Raw genomic sequence first — 19,789 nt, 5'->3', positions numbered from 1 at the left:
TGTAATCTATTAAAAAATCAAATTAATAAGACTTTTCTTTGTCTTTTTATTGTAAAAACTTTCGAAATTTATTATGATTCTATATATCAAATTTGACTTTCATTGTAATTTTGAGCACTCCAAATGATGATGATCATCTGTTAATCATAAAGGTAAAACAAAAATATTTTTTATTTCTAAGGAAATAGAAACGAAGATCTACTCATTTTTTATGATGAACTCATTTAAGGTTTAGAAAAAAGAAAAGGGTTGCAGAAATTTGTATTGCAAAACATAAAAAATCACAACCCTATGTACCAAGTACTAAGCAAAGATATGATAGAATTAGAAATACTACCCTATTTACCAATAGGAAAACAAGAGCCAAAGCCAAAAGCTCCATTAGTTGAACTTTTAAACTGTATCCTTTATTAAGTTAAAAACAGGTGTTCAATGGGAGTTTTTACCAATAAGTAGCTTATTTGAATCAGAAACATTAAGCTATCAGTCTGTATTTTATCATTATCGTAAATGGAGTAAGTTAGATGCATGGAAATCTTACTGGATTCACTTGTTATCTAGACATAAATCAAAGCTCGATTTATCAAGTAGTGATCTAGATGGTAGTCATACTACATCTTAAAAGTCTCAGAACAAGTAGATTATCAAGCTATAAAAAAGCGTAAAACCACAAATGCTTTATACCTTACCGATCTGCAAGGTATACTTTTAGTTATGTCTGAGCCTGTTAGTGGCAACCATAGCGACTTATTTGATATCGAAGTACATTTCAAGGAAGTCACAGCAACTTTAGAGTGTTCTGATATCTGTGTAGATGGATTATTTCTAAATGCTGATGCAGGATTTGATTCTCAAAAACTTAGAGATACATGTGAGGCTAAAGGAATCATAGCTAATTTTGCAGAAAACAAACGTAATAGCAACAGTGATAATCGAGATTATTTTGATCAAAAATTATATCTAGAAAGATATTCCATTGAAATAACTAATGCCTGAATGGATAGCTTTAGGTCTTTATTAAATAAATTTAATAAAACTATAACAAGCTGGAAAGGTTTTAATTTTATTGCTTTTATAGTGATTGCTCTAAAAAAATATATCCTAATAAAAACCTTAAATAAGTTAAATCTTTTAAAAATAAATTTATTAGTTAATAACAAACATAAAAAACCTCCTTAAACTAGACACTTAAAGAGGTTAATTGTTTTAAAACCAGTATTTTAAAATTATTCTTTCTTATAATCAGCATTTAATGCATCAACAATAATTTTTGTTATGTCATCTTCTTCTGTACCATATAATATCGTTGCAGCTGCATCACTTGTACCTAAGATATATGTATAACCATTAGTTTTTCCATAATCTTTTACAAAACCTTTTACTCTAACAATTATAGAATCTATTTCTGTTTGAAAATCTTTTGTTAATTTTTGTTGCTCAAGTTGCATTTGTTGTTGTAACACTTGTTGTTTTTGTTGCAAACCTCCCATTAACTCTTGTGCTTTTTTCTTAGATGCTTTTTGAGCCATCGCTTGTGTACTTTGAACTTCTGCTTGAAAAGCTAACCCAATACTATCTGCTCTCTTTCTAAAAGCTTCTTCTTTTCCTTGAAATTTAGCTTCTACATCTTTCTTTTCTTGGTAATCGTTAATAACGATTCCATTATCTACATATCCAATTTTTTTTGGTTTTTGGCAAGAAGCAAAAACTAATATTGCTAAAGCTACATAAATTACTTTTTTCATCTGTTTTTATATTTATTTGGGTTTTGTTTTTAAATCCGAACAAATGTAATAAAGTAAACTAAAAAATAAAGCGGAATTATTTTGAAAAATATAATTTATCATACTGTTTATAAAAAAAAATTTTCCATTTTTAAAATTCCTCCTTTTATAAAAAATTTATTATTCCTTGAATAACTCAATAAGTCTTCAAAATTACTTTTTAAAGCACTATAAGAAACACTTATACTGAAACGAAATAAAAATAATTAATTTCTATAAAAAACAAGTCAATTTTAAGCGATTTAAGCCACTTTTAAAAAATTAACTAGTATTTGGATCTTTATACAAATGAACATTAAAATAGCTTTATTAAAATAAGTTTTAACTATTTTTAGTCATCTAAATTAAAAAATAATATTGTTTTCCTTAAAACTTTTATATTTTGAAGAAAATAACTCAAAACCTTTAAATTAAATTCATTTTTTCAAACGTCTATTTTCGAAAAGGAAACCTACAGAAAACGGATTAAATAATGTTCATTTGATTTTTATCAACTTCATAACATAAGTACTTTTAAACTTTTTTGAAACAAATATTTTATTAAAGAATTTGAAAAACACATAAAAAATGTGATAATTAAAGTAGTACTCGATTTTAATAATTTTAAAGAATTGATATCTTCTTCTCCTTTTTTAAAATGTTTAAGCATAAAAAAATAATGTCCAAGACTTAAATTTTTTAACCTTTTTTCACTAAAACGAGGTTATTTGTTTCTTATTAGAAATAATTCTTGTTTTCTTTTTTCTCTATTTCTAAAACCTTACAGTTATTTTCTTTTATAGTTTGTAAAAACTCACTTATTCCCTATCTTTTATTTAGAGATAATGTTATTTTATAGTAGAATTTCGCAGTAGTATGGTAAATTACCTAAAGATGATAACGAAGTTATTTTGGATAAGTTAAATTCTAAATTAATTCAAATATTTACAATGAAACAGAAGCGTCATTCACTATTAAGAATATTTAGCTATTCTTTATTAAAAATAATATTTACCCAAATAAGAAATCAATTATGATTAAGATAGATTTGTTTTAACAATAAATATGTTCCACGTGGAACATATTTATAAAGTAGTATTCAATCGAAGCTCTTGTTATATTTAATTATTCCCAAAAAATCATGCAATATTAATTATAATGAAGTATCCTCTTTTAAATCTCGCTTTTATGAAAATATCAAAAAAAGCTTTCTAATTTACTTTTACACCTAACTATAATTAATAATTATAATAAATTAAAAATTAATAATAAAATTCTATAAAAAATAAGTCAATTTAAAGCGATTTAAGCCACTTTCAAAAAAACAAACTACAATTACATCCTTAAAATAGATCTCAACTATTTCTAATGACATAAATCAAAGAAGAAGCTTCTTTTGTTTTAAAAGATTTTAAATTAGAAATAAAACCAATCCAAAAACCCTTTATTAGATTCATTTTTCCAGATTTGTATTTTTCAGAAAGTAAACTCACGTAAAACGCATCAAATAACATTGGTTTAATTTTTATCACTTTCATAGATTCTTTTGATACTAATTTTGAAATAGAAGACCTATTAAAATGCCAAAGATGTCTAGGAACATCAAAAGCAGCCCAAAACTGCTTATAATATTTTGCATCATAACTATTATAATTAGGAACAGCTATAATTATAGTTCCATTAGGTTTTAATAGTTTTTTTAAAATACTGATATGCTCTTCCAAATTTGGCATGTGCTCAAGCACATGCCAAAGTGTAATAACATCAAAACTTGAATTTTTTAAATTTTTAAGCTGTTCTGTTTCAAAAACTGAATTATTCGTCTTCCTATTAGCGATTGCTCTAGCCTTCTCATTTGGTTCTATTCCAGAAACTATCCAATAATTTCCCTTAGCTGTTCGCAAAAAATCACCTGTACCACATCCTATATCTAAAAGATTTTTACTTTCTGAAGCAAAACTGTTAATTAGTTTCAACTTCTTTTTTAAAGAAATAGATCTTACTAGATGATATACCTTCTCAAATAAGTTTCGCTTTGAATCTGTATGCGATATATAATCTTCACTTTGATAGTAAGACGGTAAATTATTTAAAGACGGCTTAGGAATTGTTTCTAAAAAACCAAACTCTAAATTCTCTATTAATTCAAACACCTCACCCGAAACAGAGTAATCTTTTACTTTTAAATTTTGCTTTACCACAAATACTTTTTATAATATTAAACATGTTCCACGTGGAACTCACTTTAACCTGTTATATAATTCAACATTTAATATAGATGATTAAATCTTAATCATACCCAAAATATTTTTTTTAGAATTAGACTTAAACAGTTTCCTTTTCTTTTCCGTTAAAAAACTTTACTGTAAACATTTTAAATCTTTCTTCTTAAAACGGAACATGAAACCATAAAGCATTCCAGGCTTAGATGATTGTTTAAATAGTAGATACATACTTAAGAACTAGACCTTTCCTCCCAAACTTAATTATACTAAGCTAAAAAAATTATCCTTAGTAATAACACAATCATAATTAACTCCGAAAAACATAAATTAAAATTACAACAAAAAAAAAGGTTTAATAGAAACTAAAATCAAAGAACCTAACAATAATGAAATTCAAAAAACAAACTTATTGTTTAAAACTATTTTCATCATAACTAAACTAGCGCCCCATATAAACCAATAAAACTGAAATATCGTTAGGAGACACTCCACTTATTCTTGATGCTTGCGAAACAGTTGTTGGCTGAATATTTTTAAGTTTCTCTCGTGCTTCAAAGCTCATAGATTTAATTTGAGAATAATCAAAATTCTCTGGTATTTTCACATATTCTAACCTACTTAATTTATCAGCATTATTTTTTTCTTTAGCGATATATCCAGAATATTTAACTTGAATTTCTGTTTGCTCAATAACTTCGTTATCCAAATTATTATCTTGAATATATTGCTCTACAGCTCTAAACTTCCTAACATCATCTATGGTAATATTTGGTCTAGAAAATATTTTAAACATCTTATCAGATTGCTTAACCAAAGACGAATCTTTAGACTCTAAAACAGGGTTAGCTTCTTCTGGTTTCACACTTGTTTCAGCAAAAAACTTAACAAACTTTTTAGCTTCATTATGTTTTTGTTCCATTCTTTTTAAACGCTTTCCACTAGCTAAACCAAGATCAAAACCCCTTGGTGTCAATCTTAAATCTGCATTATCTTGCCTCAACAAAGTTCTATATTCCGCTCTTGATGTAAACATCCTATAGGGCTCTTCTGTTCCTTTTGTAATTAAATCGTCAATTAAAACACCAATATAAGCTTCATCTCTTTTTAGAATAAATGGTTCTTTTTCTTGAACTTTAAGACTTGCATTAATACCCGCCATTAAACCTTGAGAAGCTGCTTCTTCATATCCTGTTGTTCCGTTTATCTGACCGGCAAAATATAATCCTTCTACCAACTTTGTTTCCAAAGTATGCCTAAGCTGTGTAGGTGGAAAATAATCATACTCTATAGCATAACCAGGTCTAAAAAACTTCACCTCTTCAAAACCAACAACAGAACGTAATGCTTTAAATTGGACATCTTCTGGAAGCGATGTTGAAAAACCATTTACATAAACCTCACAGGTATTCCATCCTTCTGGTTCAATAAATAATTGATGTTTATCTTTATCTGCAAATCTATTTATTTTATCTTCTATAGATGGACAATAACGAGGTCCTAAACTTTTAATTCTACCATTAAACATTGGAGATCTATCGAAACCCTCACGGAGTAAATTATGCACTTCAAGGCTTGTATAAGTCATATAACAAGAACGCTGGTTTTCTAATGGTTTTGTAACATCTAAGTATGAGAATTTTTCAGGATTTTCATCCCCAGGTTGCTCAATCATTTTAGAATAATCTAAACTACGACCATCAACTCTTGGAGGCGTTCCTGTTTTCATTCTTCCTGATTCAAAACCCAAAGCAACTAATTGTTCTGTAATTCCTGTAGCAGCTTTTTCTCCAGCTCTACCACCACCAAAATTCTTGTCACCAATATGAATTAATCCATTTAAAAAAGTGCCGTTTGTTAAAACAACAGACTTTGCTTTTATAGCTATTCCTAAAGATGTTTTTACGCCAACAACCTTACTGCCCTCAACTAATAAACCAGAAACCATTTCTTGGTAAAAATCAAGATTAGGAGTTCCTTCTAAAAGCATTCTCCAATCCTCTGCAAAACGCATTCTATCACTCTGCACCCTCGGACTCCACATTGCTGGTCCTTTAGATTTATTAAGCATTTTAAACTGTATAGCAGATGTATCTGAAACAATACCACTATAACCACCTAAAGCATCAATCTCTCGCACTATTTGTCCTTTAGCAATACCTCCCATAGCAGGATTACAAGACATCTGAGCGATGTTCTGCAAGTTCATGGTAATAAGCAGTGTTTTACTTCCCATATTAGCAGCAGCAGCAGCAGCTTCGCTTCCAGCATGACCAGCACCAACAACTATAACATCATAAACTTCATTAAACATAATTCTATTTTTTATATACACGTTCCACGTGGAACATTTATTTTATTTAAAAAAGTAAATCTAAGTTTACCACAAAAGACCTAAAAACAAAGATCTATATTTCAATTAACAGTTTCTTATCATTGTTTTTAAATTAACAAGAATTTCTGTTATAACTACATCATTAATCTCTTTCTTTAAAGTAAACTATAACATGTTCCACGTGGAACACTATATTGATTTCCGTTTATAAACAACCTCTAAAACATTCCCTTTCATATTTAATTTAAATTAGAGTTGTGTTTAGAACAATAAACAGCCTACAAACAAAGACAAAACACATAAAGAAAGATAACCTCTTTTAAAAAAAACCACATGTTCCACGTGGAACATCTAGCTTATTTAAGCCTGCAAAGATACAATCTTTATAAATTACTTTTCAATTCTTTTAAATAATGATTTTCTTTAACCCTCATCTCTTTAGCATCATCATCTGTTTTATCTTTATAACCACAATAGTGAAGAACTCCATGTATAATAACACGGTTTAATTCTTCTTCAAAAGAAACATTAAAATCCTTAGCATTATCCATTACTCTTTCTACAGATATAAAAATATCACCTTGTATTAATTTTCCAACTGAATAATCAAAACTTATAACATCTGTCAATGTATCATGATTCAAAAATTCTACATTTAATTTATGTAAATATTCATCATCACAAAACACATAATTTATTTCTTCTAACTTATAATTTTCAGAAGAAATAGTCTTCTCTATCCACGATAAAATCTGCTCTTCAGACTTCAACAAAAACTCTGTTTCGTAATTAAAATTAATCATTGTTCTTTTTAAAATATTCTTGCACTTTCTTTTTATAAACTTGTTGCAAAGGTAGAGCTTGTCTATTTAATATTTCTGTTGTTTTAAAATATTGTTTTGCTGTTGGTATTTGACTATTGCTATTATTATCAAACGTATTCTTATTTGTTTCAGATTCTCTTTTATTATCTTCTCCTTGCTGAAAAGTAGCGTTTTCTAATTTTAAAAGTTGATGCTTTAATTGCATCATTTTTTGTAGTGTTTGATTAGTAAAACCTTTATTTAATAAATCCATTTCAATCTGTTCCATTTGCTTAACCAATGCATTTCCATTTCCTGCTTTACCTTTTCCCTCTTTAGCAAGTCTTTTTTCTAAAGCATTTCTTAATTGTTCCTGTTGTTGGTATATTTTATAAAGTTCTCCATTTAAATCTTCGTTTGTACCTTCTCCTTCTCCACCACTTTTCCCACCTTCTTTTCCTTCTCCTTGCTTTTCTCCTTTACTCCCCTTTTTTCCTTCCTTACCTTTATCACCTTCCTTTTCTCCTTTCCCTTCTTTATCTCCTTTTTTATCTCCTTCTTTCTTCCCTTCTCCATCTTTAGGTTTTCCATTTCCTTCTTTCTTCATTCCCTGCTCCATCATTTTATTAAGCTCCTCTTGGCTCATAATAATATCTGGTAATTGCATTTCCCCTTTACCTTTTCCTTTACTAGAAGACATACTCATATTCTCTTGCATATTATCTAGAACATTGCTTAAAAAATCGGCTAAATTATTAGCAGCTGTAATAGCGAATTGTTGATTAGAGACACCTTGATATAATTGGTTTTCGGCAAGCAAAGCCATAGCTTTATCTATGTTATAATAAACTTCTGTGATTTCGGTATTTACTTGTTCAGATAGTTTTGGTTGTCTAAGTGACAGAGCAAATAAACTATCATCAATATGCTCAAAATGTTCTCTTAAGTTATTTTGTTTTCTAAGATATGTTGCGAATTTATTATGATTAACTTCTATAGATTTAAATTGCTTCATTAGCGTTTCTTGATCGAAAGAAAACAAGACCAAATTATCTAAAATCTGACGAAGCATTTCAACATCTTCTTCCATTTGTTCTCCTCCACCGGATGCCATAGCGCTTTGCATTTGCTTACTCATTTTCTTCATTTTTTGAGCAGCTTTCTTTTGACTCTTCTGTGCTTTCTTTAAGCTTTCGTTATTATCTTCTTTTGGTTTATCTTGTTCTTCTTGCTTTTCTCCATATGGTTCCTCACCCTTTTCTTCCGCTTCTTTCTTCTCTAATTCATCAGAAGCATTTTCTTGTTCTTTCTTTATTTCTTTTTCTTCTAATTTATCTTGAGGAATATCGATAGGCTTTTTTAATGCATCACTATCCTTTTTTAAATCCTCCAATTTCTTAACTAAATCTTCAAACTCATTATTAAGTTTTTCTTGTTTTTCTTTTGTGTTTTCCTCTTTAGATTTGTTTGACAGTTTCTCTTGTTCGTCTGATAATTTATTTAAATCATCTTTTAATTTTTCTAATTTTTTTTCGACATAAAAGCGTTTTGTTAATTCTAGTAACTGCTCTAAACTTCTCTTTTTATTTTTACTTTGTTTTGCAAGTTCATCAAGCTTTTTAGTTAACTCTTCTTTGTTTATTTTCTCTTGAAGTTTTTCAATTTCTTTAAGCAGCTTTTCATCCTTCTTTAACTTCTCTTCATTTTCTAGTAAACGCTTTTTTAAATCCTCTTTAAATGCATCTTCTTTTGGAGTTTCCTTTTGAAACTCTTCTAAATTCTCTTTCAGTTTTTTGTTGAAATTTTTCATCATTTCGTCTTGTTGTTTCTGACGTTTAAGAAATGATTCTAACTTCTTTTTATCATTAAAATTTAAGGTAGATTTTTCCCTTTGAGTCTTTGATAATTCTTTTAATTTTTTCTCTTGCTCATCAAACTTTTCTAAAGACTTATTTAAATCTTTAATCGTTCTATTTTGTTCTTCTAATTGCTTATTTGTTTCTTCTTCTCTTGTTCTTTTTCTATAACTAAAAACACTACTCTTTACATTTTTTAATTTATTAAATACATCATTATCATAAACCTGGAAATATAAGTTGTAAGAGACACCCGTTTCAATATTTAAATTATTTGGAAATGCACTTATAAATTCTGCTACGTTTGAATTTGTTGTTTCAATTATTTCGTATTGTTTTTTATTCTCATCATTAGATGGATAATAAACTAGTTGAAGTTTACTTATTCCATAATCGTCACTTACTTGCCCATAAAAATAAAGTGATTGTAAATCCAAACTATCCTTTTCTACTTTTAAACTAATCTCTGGATATTCATCTTTAACAACACCAATATTGAAAGTTAAATTCTCGTAATTTTTAAGATCCTTATTACTTGTGCTAAGTGTATAATCGTAATTATTAAAAACCTGTTTAGAAACTTCGAAAGCACCTTTTTTATTTGAAGCAAAACTCAAAGTGTCTTTTGCATACAGAAAAACATTTTCGGTAGCTTTTGTTTTAAGACGCCATTTAATATTAGTTCCTTCTGGTACCAAAGCATTACCTGTGCTTTTTAAAACTTCATCTTTCTTTCTTGTATAATTAGGGTAATCTAAAACCATCTCGAAACTTAATAAAGATGGTACTTCTACAACTTTAATTTTATAAGGTTTTGAGGTTACATTATTTGCTAATAATTGAAAAGTTATAGCCTTTTTTGGTTGTGTAAATATATATTCAAATTCACCTACTCCTCTTTGCTGTAAAAAATAAGTCTCATTATTGTAACTTATTTCTGCACTCTCTGGTGTAACATCTCCAGCTGTTTTTACAATTAATTTAAAGTCCTTATTTTCGATAGCATTTAAATTATCGTTTACTACAAAAAACTGAAATGGTGCTGGTGGCTCGTATGCTGTTTTATAATTTACTACACGTTTATAGCTATCTCTAAACCAATTAAAATTTCCTGTAAAAAAAATTAAAAAAATAATTACGACAGGTATAATAGCATATTTTAAATACTTAATATTTTCTTTAAAATTAATTGCTAGTTTAAAAGGAATAGGATTTAACTCTAAAGATTTTTGCTCAATACTTGCTAAAAGCAATTCTGATTCTGATTTATTTTGATTTAATTGAAGTACATTTAATAATTTATCACTCACTTCTGGAAAATGGCTTCCTATAATTTTTGATGCCGCTACATAGTCTATACCTTTTTGAAGCTTAAATAATTTAGCTAATGGAAATATAATTAATTTTGAAAGCAAGATTATTTCAACCAAAATAAACAACCAAAATAATATAGTTCTTGCTGTGGTGTTTAACCACAAAATATGTTCAACAAATAGGGTAAACATAAAGTACAACAGGCCAATAGCGAAAAACAAAATAACACCTTTAAGCAATTCGTTTGTATAATATCGCTTAATAAATGCTTCTAATTTATTTTGTATCTTTCTAAAATTACTTTGCATGATATATGGGATCTTTAATTCTTAAGCTATAGAATAAATTGCGCTTTTAAATTATTATTCGAGAACTTATTATAACTTACTAAATTACAATTTTATTTTTTACGGTGTTTATAATTAAGTGTTAATTGTATCTTTGCCACAAATTTACAAAACATGACCAAAGACGTTCGTGTGCGTTTTGCACCAAGCCCAACAGGACCACTACATATTGGAGGTGTTCGTACGGCATTATTTAATTATTTATTTGCTAAAAAACATAACGGTTCTTTTATTTTAAGAATAGAAGATACAGACCAAACTAGATATGTAGAAGGTGCTGAACAATACATTATTGACGCCTTAAATTGGTGCCAAATGCCTTTTGATGAAGGCCCAGGGAAAAATGAAAAATTTGGACCATATAAGCAAAGTGAACGTAAACATTTATATAAAGAATATGCTGATAAATTAATTGCTTCTGGAAATGCTTATTATGCTTTCGATACTTCTGAAGCTTTAGATTTTCATAGAAAAGATCATGAAACAAAAGGTAAAACTTTTATTTATAATTGGCATAACAGATTAAAATTAAGTAATTCTTTATCGCTTAGCACGGAAGAAGTAAAAGCTAAATTAGATGCTGGTGATGATTATGTAATACGTTTTAAATCACCTCAAGATGAAACTTTACACCTAAAAGATATTATTCGTGGCGATATTAAAATTGACACTAATGTTTTAGATGATAAAGTTTTATTTAAAAGTGATGGTATGCCAACCTATCATTTAGCTAATATTGTTGACGATCATTTAATGAAAATATCTCATGTTATTCGTGGTGAAGAATGGTTACCTTCTTTAGCATTACATTATCAATTATACCAAGCATTTGGTTGGGAAACTCCAGAATTTGCACATTTGCCTCTTATTTTAAAACCAACTGGAAAAGGAAAATTAAGTAAGCGTGATGGTGATAAATTAGGTTTCCCTGTTTTTCCATTACAATGGATAGATCCAAAAACAAACGACATATCTAGAGGTTATAGAGAAGATGGTTATTTCCCAGAAGCTATGATTAATTTCTTGTCTTTTTTAGGTTGGAATCCTGGAACAGAACAAGAAATTTTTAATCTTGAAGAATTAATTAGTGCTTTTGAATTGGAACGTGTTAATAAATCGGGAGCTCGTTTTGATCCAGATAAAACCAAATGGTTTAATCATCATTATATGCAACAGCAAAACAATGATGAATTAGCTGAAGCTTTTCAAGCTTTGCATTCTGAGCTTTCTGAAATAGACATTAACTACATTTCAATGGTTATAGGTTTAGTAAAAGAACGTGCTACTTTTATTTCAGATTTCTGGAACTTAAGTCACTACTTCTTCACTACTCCAACTTCTTATGATCAAAAAGCATCTAAAAAAGCGTTTAAAGAAGGGACAACAGAACTAATGACTCAGGTTATTTCAATAATAAATAATACTGAAGATTTTACTGTAGAAAGCCTTCAAACAGAAATTAAAGGTTGGATTACTAGTAATGAAATAAGTTTTGGGAAAGTTATGATGCCTTTGCGTTTAGCTTTAGTAGGCGCTTTGCAAGGTCCAGATGTGTTTGATATCATTTACATGATTGGAAAAACAGAAACTATTAAACGTATTGAAAATATTATTACTAGTTTATAAATAATATTATTGCTTTAAATTCTTTTATTATACTCAATAAAAAATGCTCGAATTTAAAAATTCGAGCATTTTTTATTTTGATTTAAACTAGATTGTTTAAAGTATATTTAACAGCTTCTAGATTATTCATAAATATGAGAATTAAAAAGAAAGTACAGCTCCAAAAACTAGCATGCTTTGGTTGCCTTTAAAACTAGAATTTCCTCCTGCTGTATCTATGTTTTCATCCTCAAGTTTCTTTAAAATATTAGTAAACCCATAAATATACTGTGCTTTAAATCTAATAAATTTATAACCTGCCGATACGCCAATAACACCGTTTACATTAACTTGAGAAATATTAGAAATATCTTTAGCAGATAAATTCGTGTAATTATTTATAACATAATTTTCTTGAGATTCATCATTTAATTCTAACCTACCGTTATACTGTATCATAGGGCCTCCATCTATAGTAAGATATTTTGAAATTACTTTTAAATGACCTAAGAAAGATAATTGGGCAGCAAACATTTTATATTTAATAAAAACATCTTCATTTGAAATTAAATCTGGTCTTCCTAAAATTTCAATGTTATTTTCAGAAAGTTGCATGTTATAACTTAAATTATACCATCTATGTGGTAGATCTACAGTTATACCTAATCCGCCTAAAAAACCATCTCCAGATTTAGTTTCAAAATTATCTGTTGCAATATCAAATTTTGTAACTGCTCCAGTTATTCCAATACCATTATCTATTCTGTATCTGTTACTTTGGGAAAAATTTTTTGTAACAAAACAAGTACTTATGACTACTAATAAGAAAAGTCGGATATTATTCATTAAGTTTGATCTACAATTTTTTCAAATATAATTTTTTTTTCTAACCTCAATACAACACATTATGAAACTCTTTCTAATTCCCTTTATTCTTGTAGGATTATTCATTTTAGTCTCTGCGTTTTTTATAGTAAAACAACAAACTTCTGCAATTATCGAACGTTTTGGTAAATTTCAAAGCATTCGTCATTCTGGTCTACAAATGAAAATTCCATTAGTAGATAGAGTTGCTGGTAAACTAAGTTTAAAAATTCAGCAGCTAGATGTAATTATTGAAACTAAAACTTTAGATGATGTTTTTGTTCGATTAAAAGTATCTGTTCAATATAAAGTAATACGCGATAAAGTGTATGATGCATTTTATAAACTAGATTATCCTCACGATCAAATTACAAGTTATGTATTTGATGTAGTGCGTGCCGAAGTACCAAAAATGAAACTGGATGATGTTTTTGTTAAAAAAGATGATATTGCTATTGCTGTAAAAAGAGAACTTAACGAAGCTATGCAAGATTATGGGTATGATATTATTAAAACACTGGTAACAGATATAGATCCAGATGCACAAGTAAAAGAAGCTATGAATAGAATTAATGCTTCCGAACGTGAAAAAATTGCTGCTCAATTTGAAGGTGATGCTGCTCGTATTTTAATAGTTGAAAAAGCTAAAGCTGAAGCTGAAAGTAAGCGTTTACAAGGTCAAGGTATTGCAGACCAACGTAGAGAAATTGCTCGTGGTTTAGAAGAATCTGTAGAGGTACTTAATAAAGTTGGTATAAACTCTCAAGAAGCTTCTGCACTTATTGTGGTAACACAACATTATGATACTTTACAATCTATTGGTGGAGAAACTAATAGTAACTTAATTTTATTACCTAATTCGCCACAGGCTGGAAGCCAAATGTTAAATGATATGGTTGCTAGTTTTACTGCCAGTAATCAAATTGGTGAAGCAATGAAAAATTCTAAAAAGAACTTAGAATAATACAGTCTTATAAAAAACAAGAAGCCCAAAGATTCTAGAATCTTTGGGCTTTTTTATTTTAAATATAAATCTTCGTTTATCGAAATAAATAGATTACTTATTAAATCTATATTTTTTTTAATTCATATTTCTTTTCTTCCTTCTTCTCCCCTTCTCCATTTTCTTTATTTGAACCACTAGGAAATGTTAAAGAGGTGCTTGCAAATGTACTTCCAAAATTTATATTGGCTTGGTAGACTTGACTTACTGCATCTTTAACTTGAAACTCTGAGAGCTCTTTTAAGGGATGAATAAACACAGACCAAAGTATTCCGTCTGAAACTGCATATTTAACGTCTAAAGCGGTATGAAAATTAGCTACAAGGGCTGCTTTTATTAATTCGTCACTTAAATTATTTGAATCTGCTATTGGAGATATAATACGCATTCTATTATGGTTTGCATCTGTTATAGACATTAACGGAATTTGTTTTATATAAAATTGCCATGCTCCACTTTGTCCTTTAATAGAATCGCTTGCTTTGGTATATATCATTTCAAGTTTTTCGTTGTTCATCTCTTGAGAAAAAACACAAAAAGGTAAAATATAAAAGAGAAAATATAATTTTTTCATGAGCTTAATATTTTAAAATAGGTTATAACTATGTATTATAAGTCGAGAAGATGCACAAATACTTAAATTTCTTTAAGCTTATTGTTTAAAAGGCTGGCGCTCTGTCCATTTTTTCATAGGGTTCATATACTTTACAATACACTTTAAAATTGTATTTGCTATAAAATTGTTAGTGTGCTTTAAATAAATATGCATAGTATTTGGCTTTGCTCCTATAGAACTTTTAATTTCCATAGCTGTTCTAGCATAAACAATACTTTTAAAATTATTTTCTATACCAAACGATGCCATATTAAAAAGCATATTAAGATACATTTGGTATTGCTGTTGTAATTCTTTTTTATAACCTAAAAAATACGTTTCAAGAATATTGTTATTTAAAATAAGTGTATAGAAACCTATTAACTCTTCATTTAAAAAATATCCAAAAACTTTAAAATTTTCTTTTAAACTTCTTTTTAATTGATAAAAATGATCTTCTGGAAGTTTAAATGAGTTTACTTTAGCATTATCTGAAACGGTTTCGTAAAGTTTAAATATTTTTTTTGAATGATTAACCAAATACTCTGTATTTAATTCTTTAAAATCAAGGTCTTTAGATTTTTTTAATGCTGTTCTATAACGTTTTCTATATTTCTTGTTAAATGCTGCTATATAATCATTAGTTGTTTTCCAAGTTTCTAAAATAGAAAACACCATGTTGGGTTGTACTTGAACTTTGTATAAATTGTTGTCTTTAAAAAAACTAAAACTTTTATGGATTTTATCTGATTCGAAATAATCTTTAAAAGCTATAATTCGCACTTTTTTATTAAAGTTTGATTTAATTTCAACTATTAAGTCTTTTATAGCTTTGTTAATGGTTTGTAGAAATTCATTTTGAGTTATATTGTTTTCATTAAAACATAACCCATGCTGTCCTGTATGCATTAAATTACCAACTACTAAGGCGTTTCCTTTAACTATTTTAGCTACTAATTGCTTTGTATATTGTTTTATTTTACTGCTTGAGTCTTTCCTAAACACATCTTCAACATACATTTCAACACGTTGAATTATAGCAATACCTACTAGTTTTTCAGTTTTAAAAACGCCCAGATAATAGGATGTTATATTTTTAGGTGTTGAATCTTCAAGTCCCCTTAAAAAATTTGTTTTAAAAAAAATATCCTCAATAGCAAACGCATCCCAAGTATCTGGAAGTTCTTTTACTTTTTTATATATTTTATAGTGTACCACTATTTAATACTTATTATTAAACTAATATGACTTGCAAAGTAATCATTTTTCATTCTTATTTCTTTTTTATCGCTCCTTTATGCATAATACAGGGGTTCTAAAAACACTTAAAATAGATTCAAAAAAAAGACTGAAGTATTTAGCTTCAGTCTCAATATATATTAAAATATTACAAAATTATTTCCACCCACAAATAATAGCTCCCATTACTCCTAAGGTTACAATCCAGTATCCGCTATTAATAAAAATATATTTAGCACCTTTACGCTCAAATAAAGCATTAGTTCCTATAATTGGTAAAGCTATAAAAATACCAGCCATAACACCATGGAGAGCTCCATGTTTAAATGTTCTAAAAGCATCGCTATAATCGCTCATAAAAGCAACATAAGATGGTAAAGCGCTACTAGAATCTCCTCCTATTAAACTTAACGCTCCCATTTGATGAATAGCCATTCCTGGCATAGCCATAGCTAGCATTAAAGCAAATAAAAATGCTAATGAAAAAATCTTAGCCATGTTACCGCCTTTAACTTGCTCATCTGTCATACCAGCTGCTTTCATCCATGCATTACCAAATACTTTTGGGTTGTACCAAATAAATCCAACAACTAATGCTGAAATTGCTGCAACAAGAATTGCTATTGGGTTTAAAAATTCCATAATTATAATGTTTTTAGTTAGTTGTATAAATGTACAAAAAAAATATTACCAGCTTCCACTTGCTCCACCACCACCAGAGCTACCTCCGCCTCCAGAAAAACTACTACTTGAAGATGATGACCATGAGGATAAAGATGAACTATTAGAACCAAAAGATGTAATATGCTTACTTATATATTTTTTATCATTTTTTAAAGAAAATTTAAAAGGTTCTACACCAGAATATGTTTTTTTAATTAAAGCCATAATTAGGGGTATAATTACTAAAAAAACAACTAAAAATATAATAAGGTTTGTTTGGCTTAAATTATCTTGATTAAAAGAAAAATCTAGAAAAGGTTCTATTTTTAAATCAAAAGAAAACATTGATATAAAAAACACTAAAAAGAGTGATAAAATAACTGTTGGTATTACAAGAAATAATGAACTTACTAGTATAGCAATAGCTGCCATTATAAACATAAACGGAAAAGAATATACGCTTATTTTCCCTATAATTAACCCTTTATATAAATTTATTAATAGCTTATAATTATTGATAAATATCTTAAATCCAATAAAAATAAATACTCCTAAAAAAGCAGTTACAAATACAATTAATATTATTTTAACTAATAGAGGAATATCATTGTCTTTTGCTTCTTCTTTTGCAAATTCATTAGCATAAACAGGATCATTAATTATTTCTATAATTTTAGACGTTGCTAAATCTATTCCGTTAAAATAATGTTCTTGTTTAAATTCAGGAATCATTATATCTCTAATTATTCTAGAACTTATAGCATCGGTAATAATAGATTCAAAGCCATAACCTACTTCTAACCTTACTTTTCTATCATTTTTAGAAAATAATAGTAGTAAACCATTGTCTTTTTTCTCTTGTCCCATCTTATTTCTATTGAAAACTTCTAACGCATAGGTTTCAATAGTTTCACCTTCTAAATCATTAATAGTTAAAATAACTATTTGGTGTGTCGTTTCTGTTTCGTAGACTTTGAGTTTTTGTCTTAATTTAAGGACTTGACTTTCACTAAAAATTTGTGCGTTATCTGCAACAAACTCTGTTAAAATAGGATAATCTATTTGAGCATGTGTACTTGAAATACATACAAGTATAAAGGAAATAATTAATTTTAGTCTATTCAATTTTTTATATAATAAAAAAGCTGCATAAAAATTGAATTATACAGCTTCTTTTATTATTAAGATAACGCTTTTGCTTCAAAAACAAGTAACTCGTTTTTATCTTCAAGTGCTTTGTTTATAAAATCATTAACATCACCGTTTCTTTCTTGTCCGTTTTGTAACAACACAGCTAAAGCTAATGCTACTGCAATTCTTGTTCCTACTTTTTTTACTGCTGTATTAAATAAGGGTTGTAACTCATCATAACTTACATTTTTAGCAAGCTCTTGAATTTCAGCTTTTACTTTAAGCTGTTTTTCTTCAGATAAATTTGTGTATTTTTTTCCTAATTTTTGAATAACATCAATGGCTTTTCTTTGCTGTTGCGAATTAGATGGTTTTTGAGGTTGATTATTGTTCTGCTTTGGTTTTTGTTTTGCCCAAGTATCTCGTAATCCAACTGTTTTATTAAATACCAATTGTTCTGAAGATGAATCGTTATCAACATTAAAATATCCTAATCGTTGAAATTGAAAGCACTCCCCTATTTTAGCTTCTTTTAAACTTGGCTCTACAAAGGCTTTTATAGTTTTTAAAGAATTAGGGTTTACAAATTCCATAAAGTCTTTATCTTGATGACTGTCTGGTGCTTCATCTATAAATAACCTATCGTATTCTCTAACTTCTGCTTTTATAGCATGTTTTATAGATACCCAGTGTAATGTGCCTTTTACTTTTTTAGATGTATCTTCAGAATATGTACATTGTATTTCTTTAATGTTGCCTTCATTATCTTTAACAACATTTTCTGCTTTAATAATATAGGCGTTTTTTAAACGAACTTCGCCTCCTAATTTTAATCTAAAAAATTTATTGCTTGCTTCTTCTTTAAAATCGTCTTTTTCTATATATAATTCTTTAGAAAAAGGTACTTTTCTAAATCCTGCTGTTTCGTCTTCTTGATTGTTTTCTGCATCAAACCATTCTTCTTTTCCTTCTGGATAATTGGTAATTATCACTTTTACAGGATCTAAAACTGCCATAACTCTTGGGGCAGTTTTATTTAAGTCTTCACGTATACAGAATTCTAAAAGCGATACGTCTATAATATTATCGCGTTTGGCTACTCCAACAGTTTCTACAAATTTTCTAATCGCATTTGGTGTATAACCACGCCTACGTAATCCTGAAATGGTTGGCATTCTTGGATCGTCCCAACCGTTTACAATACCATCGTTAACTAATTGCAACAACTTACGCTTACTCATAATGGTATAGCTTAAGTTTAAACGTGCAAATTCGCGTTGCTTAGGCCTTATTAAGCTTTGGTCTACTACTTGATCTAGAAACCAATCGTAAAGCTCTCTATGGGGCTTAAATTCTAAAGAACATAATGAGTGTGATATTTGCTCTATATAATCGCTCTCTCCATGAGTCCAATCGTACATAGGGTAAATACACCATGTATTTCCTGTTCTATGATGTTCCTTTTTTAAAATACGATACATTATAGGATCTCGCATCAACATATTTGGATGTTGCATATCTATTTTTGCTCGTAAAATATGTGAACCTTCATCAAACTCACCATTTTTCATGCGTTCGAATAATTCTAAATTCTCTGCTACTGTTCTATTTCTGTATGGTCCATCTACTCCTGGTTGTGTTGGAGTTCCTTTTTGTTCTGCCATAGCTTCACTAGATTGTGAATCTATATAAGCTTTTCCTTCTTTTATAAAATGAATAGCCCAGTCGTAAAGCTGTTGGAAATAATCTGAAGAAAATAATTCTTTATCCCACTTATACCCTAACCAAGCAACATCTTCTTTAATAGCATCTACATATTCTTGTTCTTCTTTTGCTGGGTTGGTATCATCGAAACGGAGATTAACAGGTGCATTATATTTTTCGCCTAAACCAAAACTAATTCCTATGGCTTTTGTATGCCCTATGTGCAAATACCCGTTTGGTTCTGGTGGAAAACGAAAACGCAAATTGTTTTTTGACATTCCGTTTGCTAAATCTTCTTCTATAATTTGCTCGATAAAATTGAGAGGTTTTCTTTCTTCAGACATT

General features: G+C 28.6%; 13 protein-coding genes and 1 pseudogene. 3 read left to right on the top strand and 11 right to left on the bottom strand.

Features of this window, described 5'->3' with window-relative positions; genetic code table 11:
- The first annotated feature begins 291 nt into the window (after positions 1-291).
- A pseudogene (locus tag A8C32_RS13465) lies at positions 292-1,179 on the top strand (transposase family protein).
- A 47-nt stretch (positions 1,180-1,226) separates the two neighbouring features.
- Here the strand turns inward: A8C32_RS13465 and A8C32_RS13455 are convergent.
- The 5 genes from A8C32_RS13455 to A8C32_RS13435 all read right to left on the bottom strand — a co-directional run bounded on the left by A8C32_RS13455 (position 1,227) and on the right by A8C32_RS13435 (position 10,601).
- Positions 1,227-1,745, bottom strand: a complete 519-nt coding sequence (locus tag A8C32_RS13455; protein ID WP_069830951.1) for an OmpH/Skp family outer membrane protein — start codon at positions 1,743-1,745, stop codon at positions 1,227-1,229.
- Between the two features lie 1,373 nt (positions 1,746-3,118).
- A complete protein-coding gene (locus tag A8C32_RS13450) occupies positions 3,119-3,964 on the bottom strand; it encodes a class I SAM-dependent methyltransferase (protein WP_069830950.1) in 846 nt (281 codons plus the stop codon).
- 463 nt (positions 3,965-4,427) lie between these two features.
- A complete protein-coding gene (mnmG, locus tag A8C32_RS13445; RefSeq protein WP_069831072.1) occupies positions 4,428-6,299 on the bottom strand; it encodes a tRNA uridine-5-carboxymethylaminomethyl(34) synthesis enzyme MnmG in 1,872 nt (623 codons plus the stop codon).
- A 404-nt stretch (positions 6,300-6,703) separates the two neighbouring features.
- On the bottom strand, positions 6,704-7,123 hold the full coding sequence (ybeY, locus tag A8C32_RS13440; protein ID WP_069830949.1) for an rRNA maturation RNase YbeY: 420 nt from the start codon (positions 7,121-7,123) through the stop codon (positions 6,704-6,706).
- Positions 7,116-10,601: a DUF4175 family protein gene (locus tag A8C32_RS13435; protein ID WP_069830948.1), complete on the bottom strand. Its 3,486-nt coding sequence runs from the start codon at positions 10,599-10,601 to the stop codon at positions 7,116-7,118. The genes ybeY and A8C32_RS13435 overlap by 8 nt, the downstream gene beginning before the upstream one ends.
- 153 nt (positions 10,602-10,754) lie before the next feature.
- On the opposite strand from A8C32_RS13435, the gene gltX reads away from it, so the two are divergent.
- On the top strand, positions 10,755-12,266 hold the full coding sequence (gltX, locus tag A8C32_RS13430) for a glutamate--tRNA ligase (RefSeq protein ID WP_069830947.1): 1,512 nt from the start codon (positions 10,755-10,757) through the stop codon (positions 12,264-12,266).
- 141 nt (positions 12,267-12,407) lie between these two features.
- On the opposite strand, the gene A8C32_RS13425 is transcribed toward gltX, so the two are convergent.
- Positions 12,408-13,091 (bottom strand): hypothetical protein, encoded by a 684-nt coding sequence (locus tag A8C32_RS13425; protein WP_069830946.1) that lies wholly within the window; start codon positions 13,089-13,091, stop codon positions 12,408-12,410.
- 61 nt (positions 13,092-13,152) lie between these two features.
- On the opposite strand from A8C32_RS13425, the gene A8C32_RS13420 reads away from it, so the two are divergent.
- Positions 13,153-14,073 carry an SPFH domain-containing protein gene (locus A8C32_RS13420; protein WP_069830945.1) on the top strand — a complete coding sequence of 307 codons (921 nt, stop codon included), beginning with the start codon at positions 13,153-13,155 and terminating at the stop codon, positions 14,071-14,073.
- A gap of 106 nt (positions 14,074-14,179) precedes the next feature.
- On the opposite strand, the gene A8C32_RS13415 is transcribed toward A8C32_RS13420, so the two are convergent.
- From A8C32_RS13415 to A8C32_RS13395, 5 genes are all read right to left on the bottom strand, one after another.
- Positions 14,180-14,686, bottom strand: a complete 507-nt coding sequence (locus A8C32_RS13415; RefSeq protein ID WP_240491747.1) for a hypothetical protein — start codon at positions 14,684-14,686, stop codon at positions 14,180-14,182.
- Between the two features lie 78 nt (positions 14,687-14,764).
- The gene (locus A8C32_RS13410) at positions 14,765-15,925 is read right to left on the bottom strand and encodes a GNAT family N-acetyltransferase (RefSeq protein WP_069830943.1); all 1,161 of its coding nucleotides are present in this window, start codon (positions 15,923-15,925) and stop codon (positions 14,765-14,767) included.
- 177 nt (positions 15,926-16,102) lie between these two features.
- Positions 16,103-16,588, bottom strand: coding sequence for a DUF1761 domain-containing protein (locus tag A8C32_RS13405; RefSeq protein WP_069830942.1), 486 nt, complete (start codon positions 16,586-16,588; stop codon positions 16,103-16,105).
- 45 nt (positions 16,589-16,633) lie between these two features.
- On the bottom strand, positions 16,634-17,734 hold the full coding sequence (locus A8C32_RS13400) for a TPM domain-containing protein (protein WP_083253349.1): 1,101 nt from the start codon (positions 17,732-17,734) through the stop codon (positions 16,634-16,636).
- 56 nt (positions 17,735-17,790) lie between these two features.
- Complete coding sequence (locus A8C32_RS13395) at positions 17,791-19,788, bottom strand: glutamine--tRNA ligase/YqeY domain fusion protein (RefSeq protein ID WP_069830941.1); 1,998 nt, start codon at positions 19,786-19,788, stop codon at positions 17,791-17,793.
- Position 19,789 lies beyond the last annotated feature (1 nt).

The sequence above is a fragment of the Flavivirga aquatica genome, from assembly GCF_001747085.1.
Classification (GTDB): domain Bacteria; phylum Bacteroidota; class Bacteroidia; order Flavobacteriales; family Flavobacteriaceae; genus Algibacter_C; species Algibacter_C aquatica.
The sequence above is the reverse complement of the archived record's forward strand: the minus strand, read 5'-3'. Positions and strand labels throughout refer to the sequence as shown.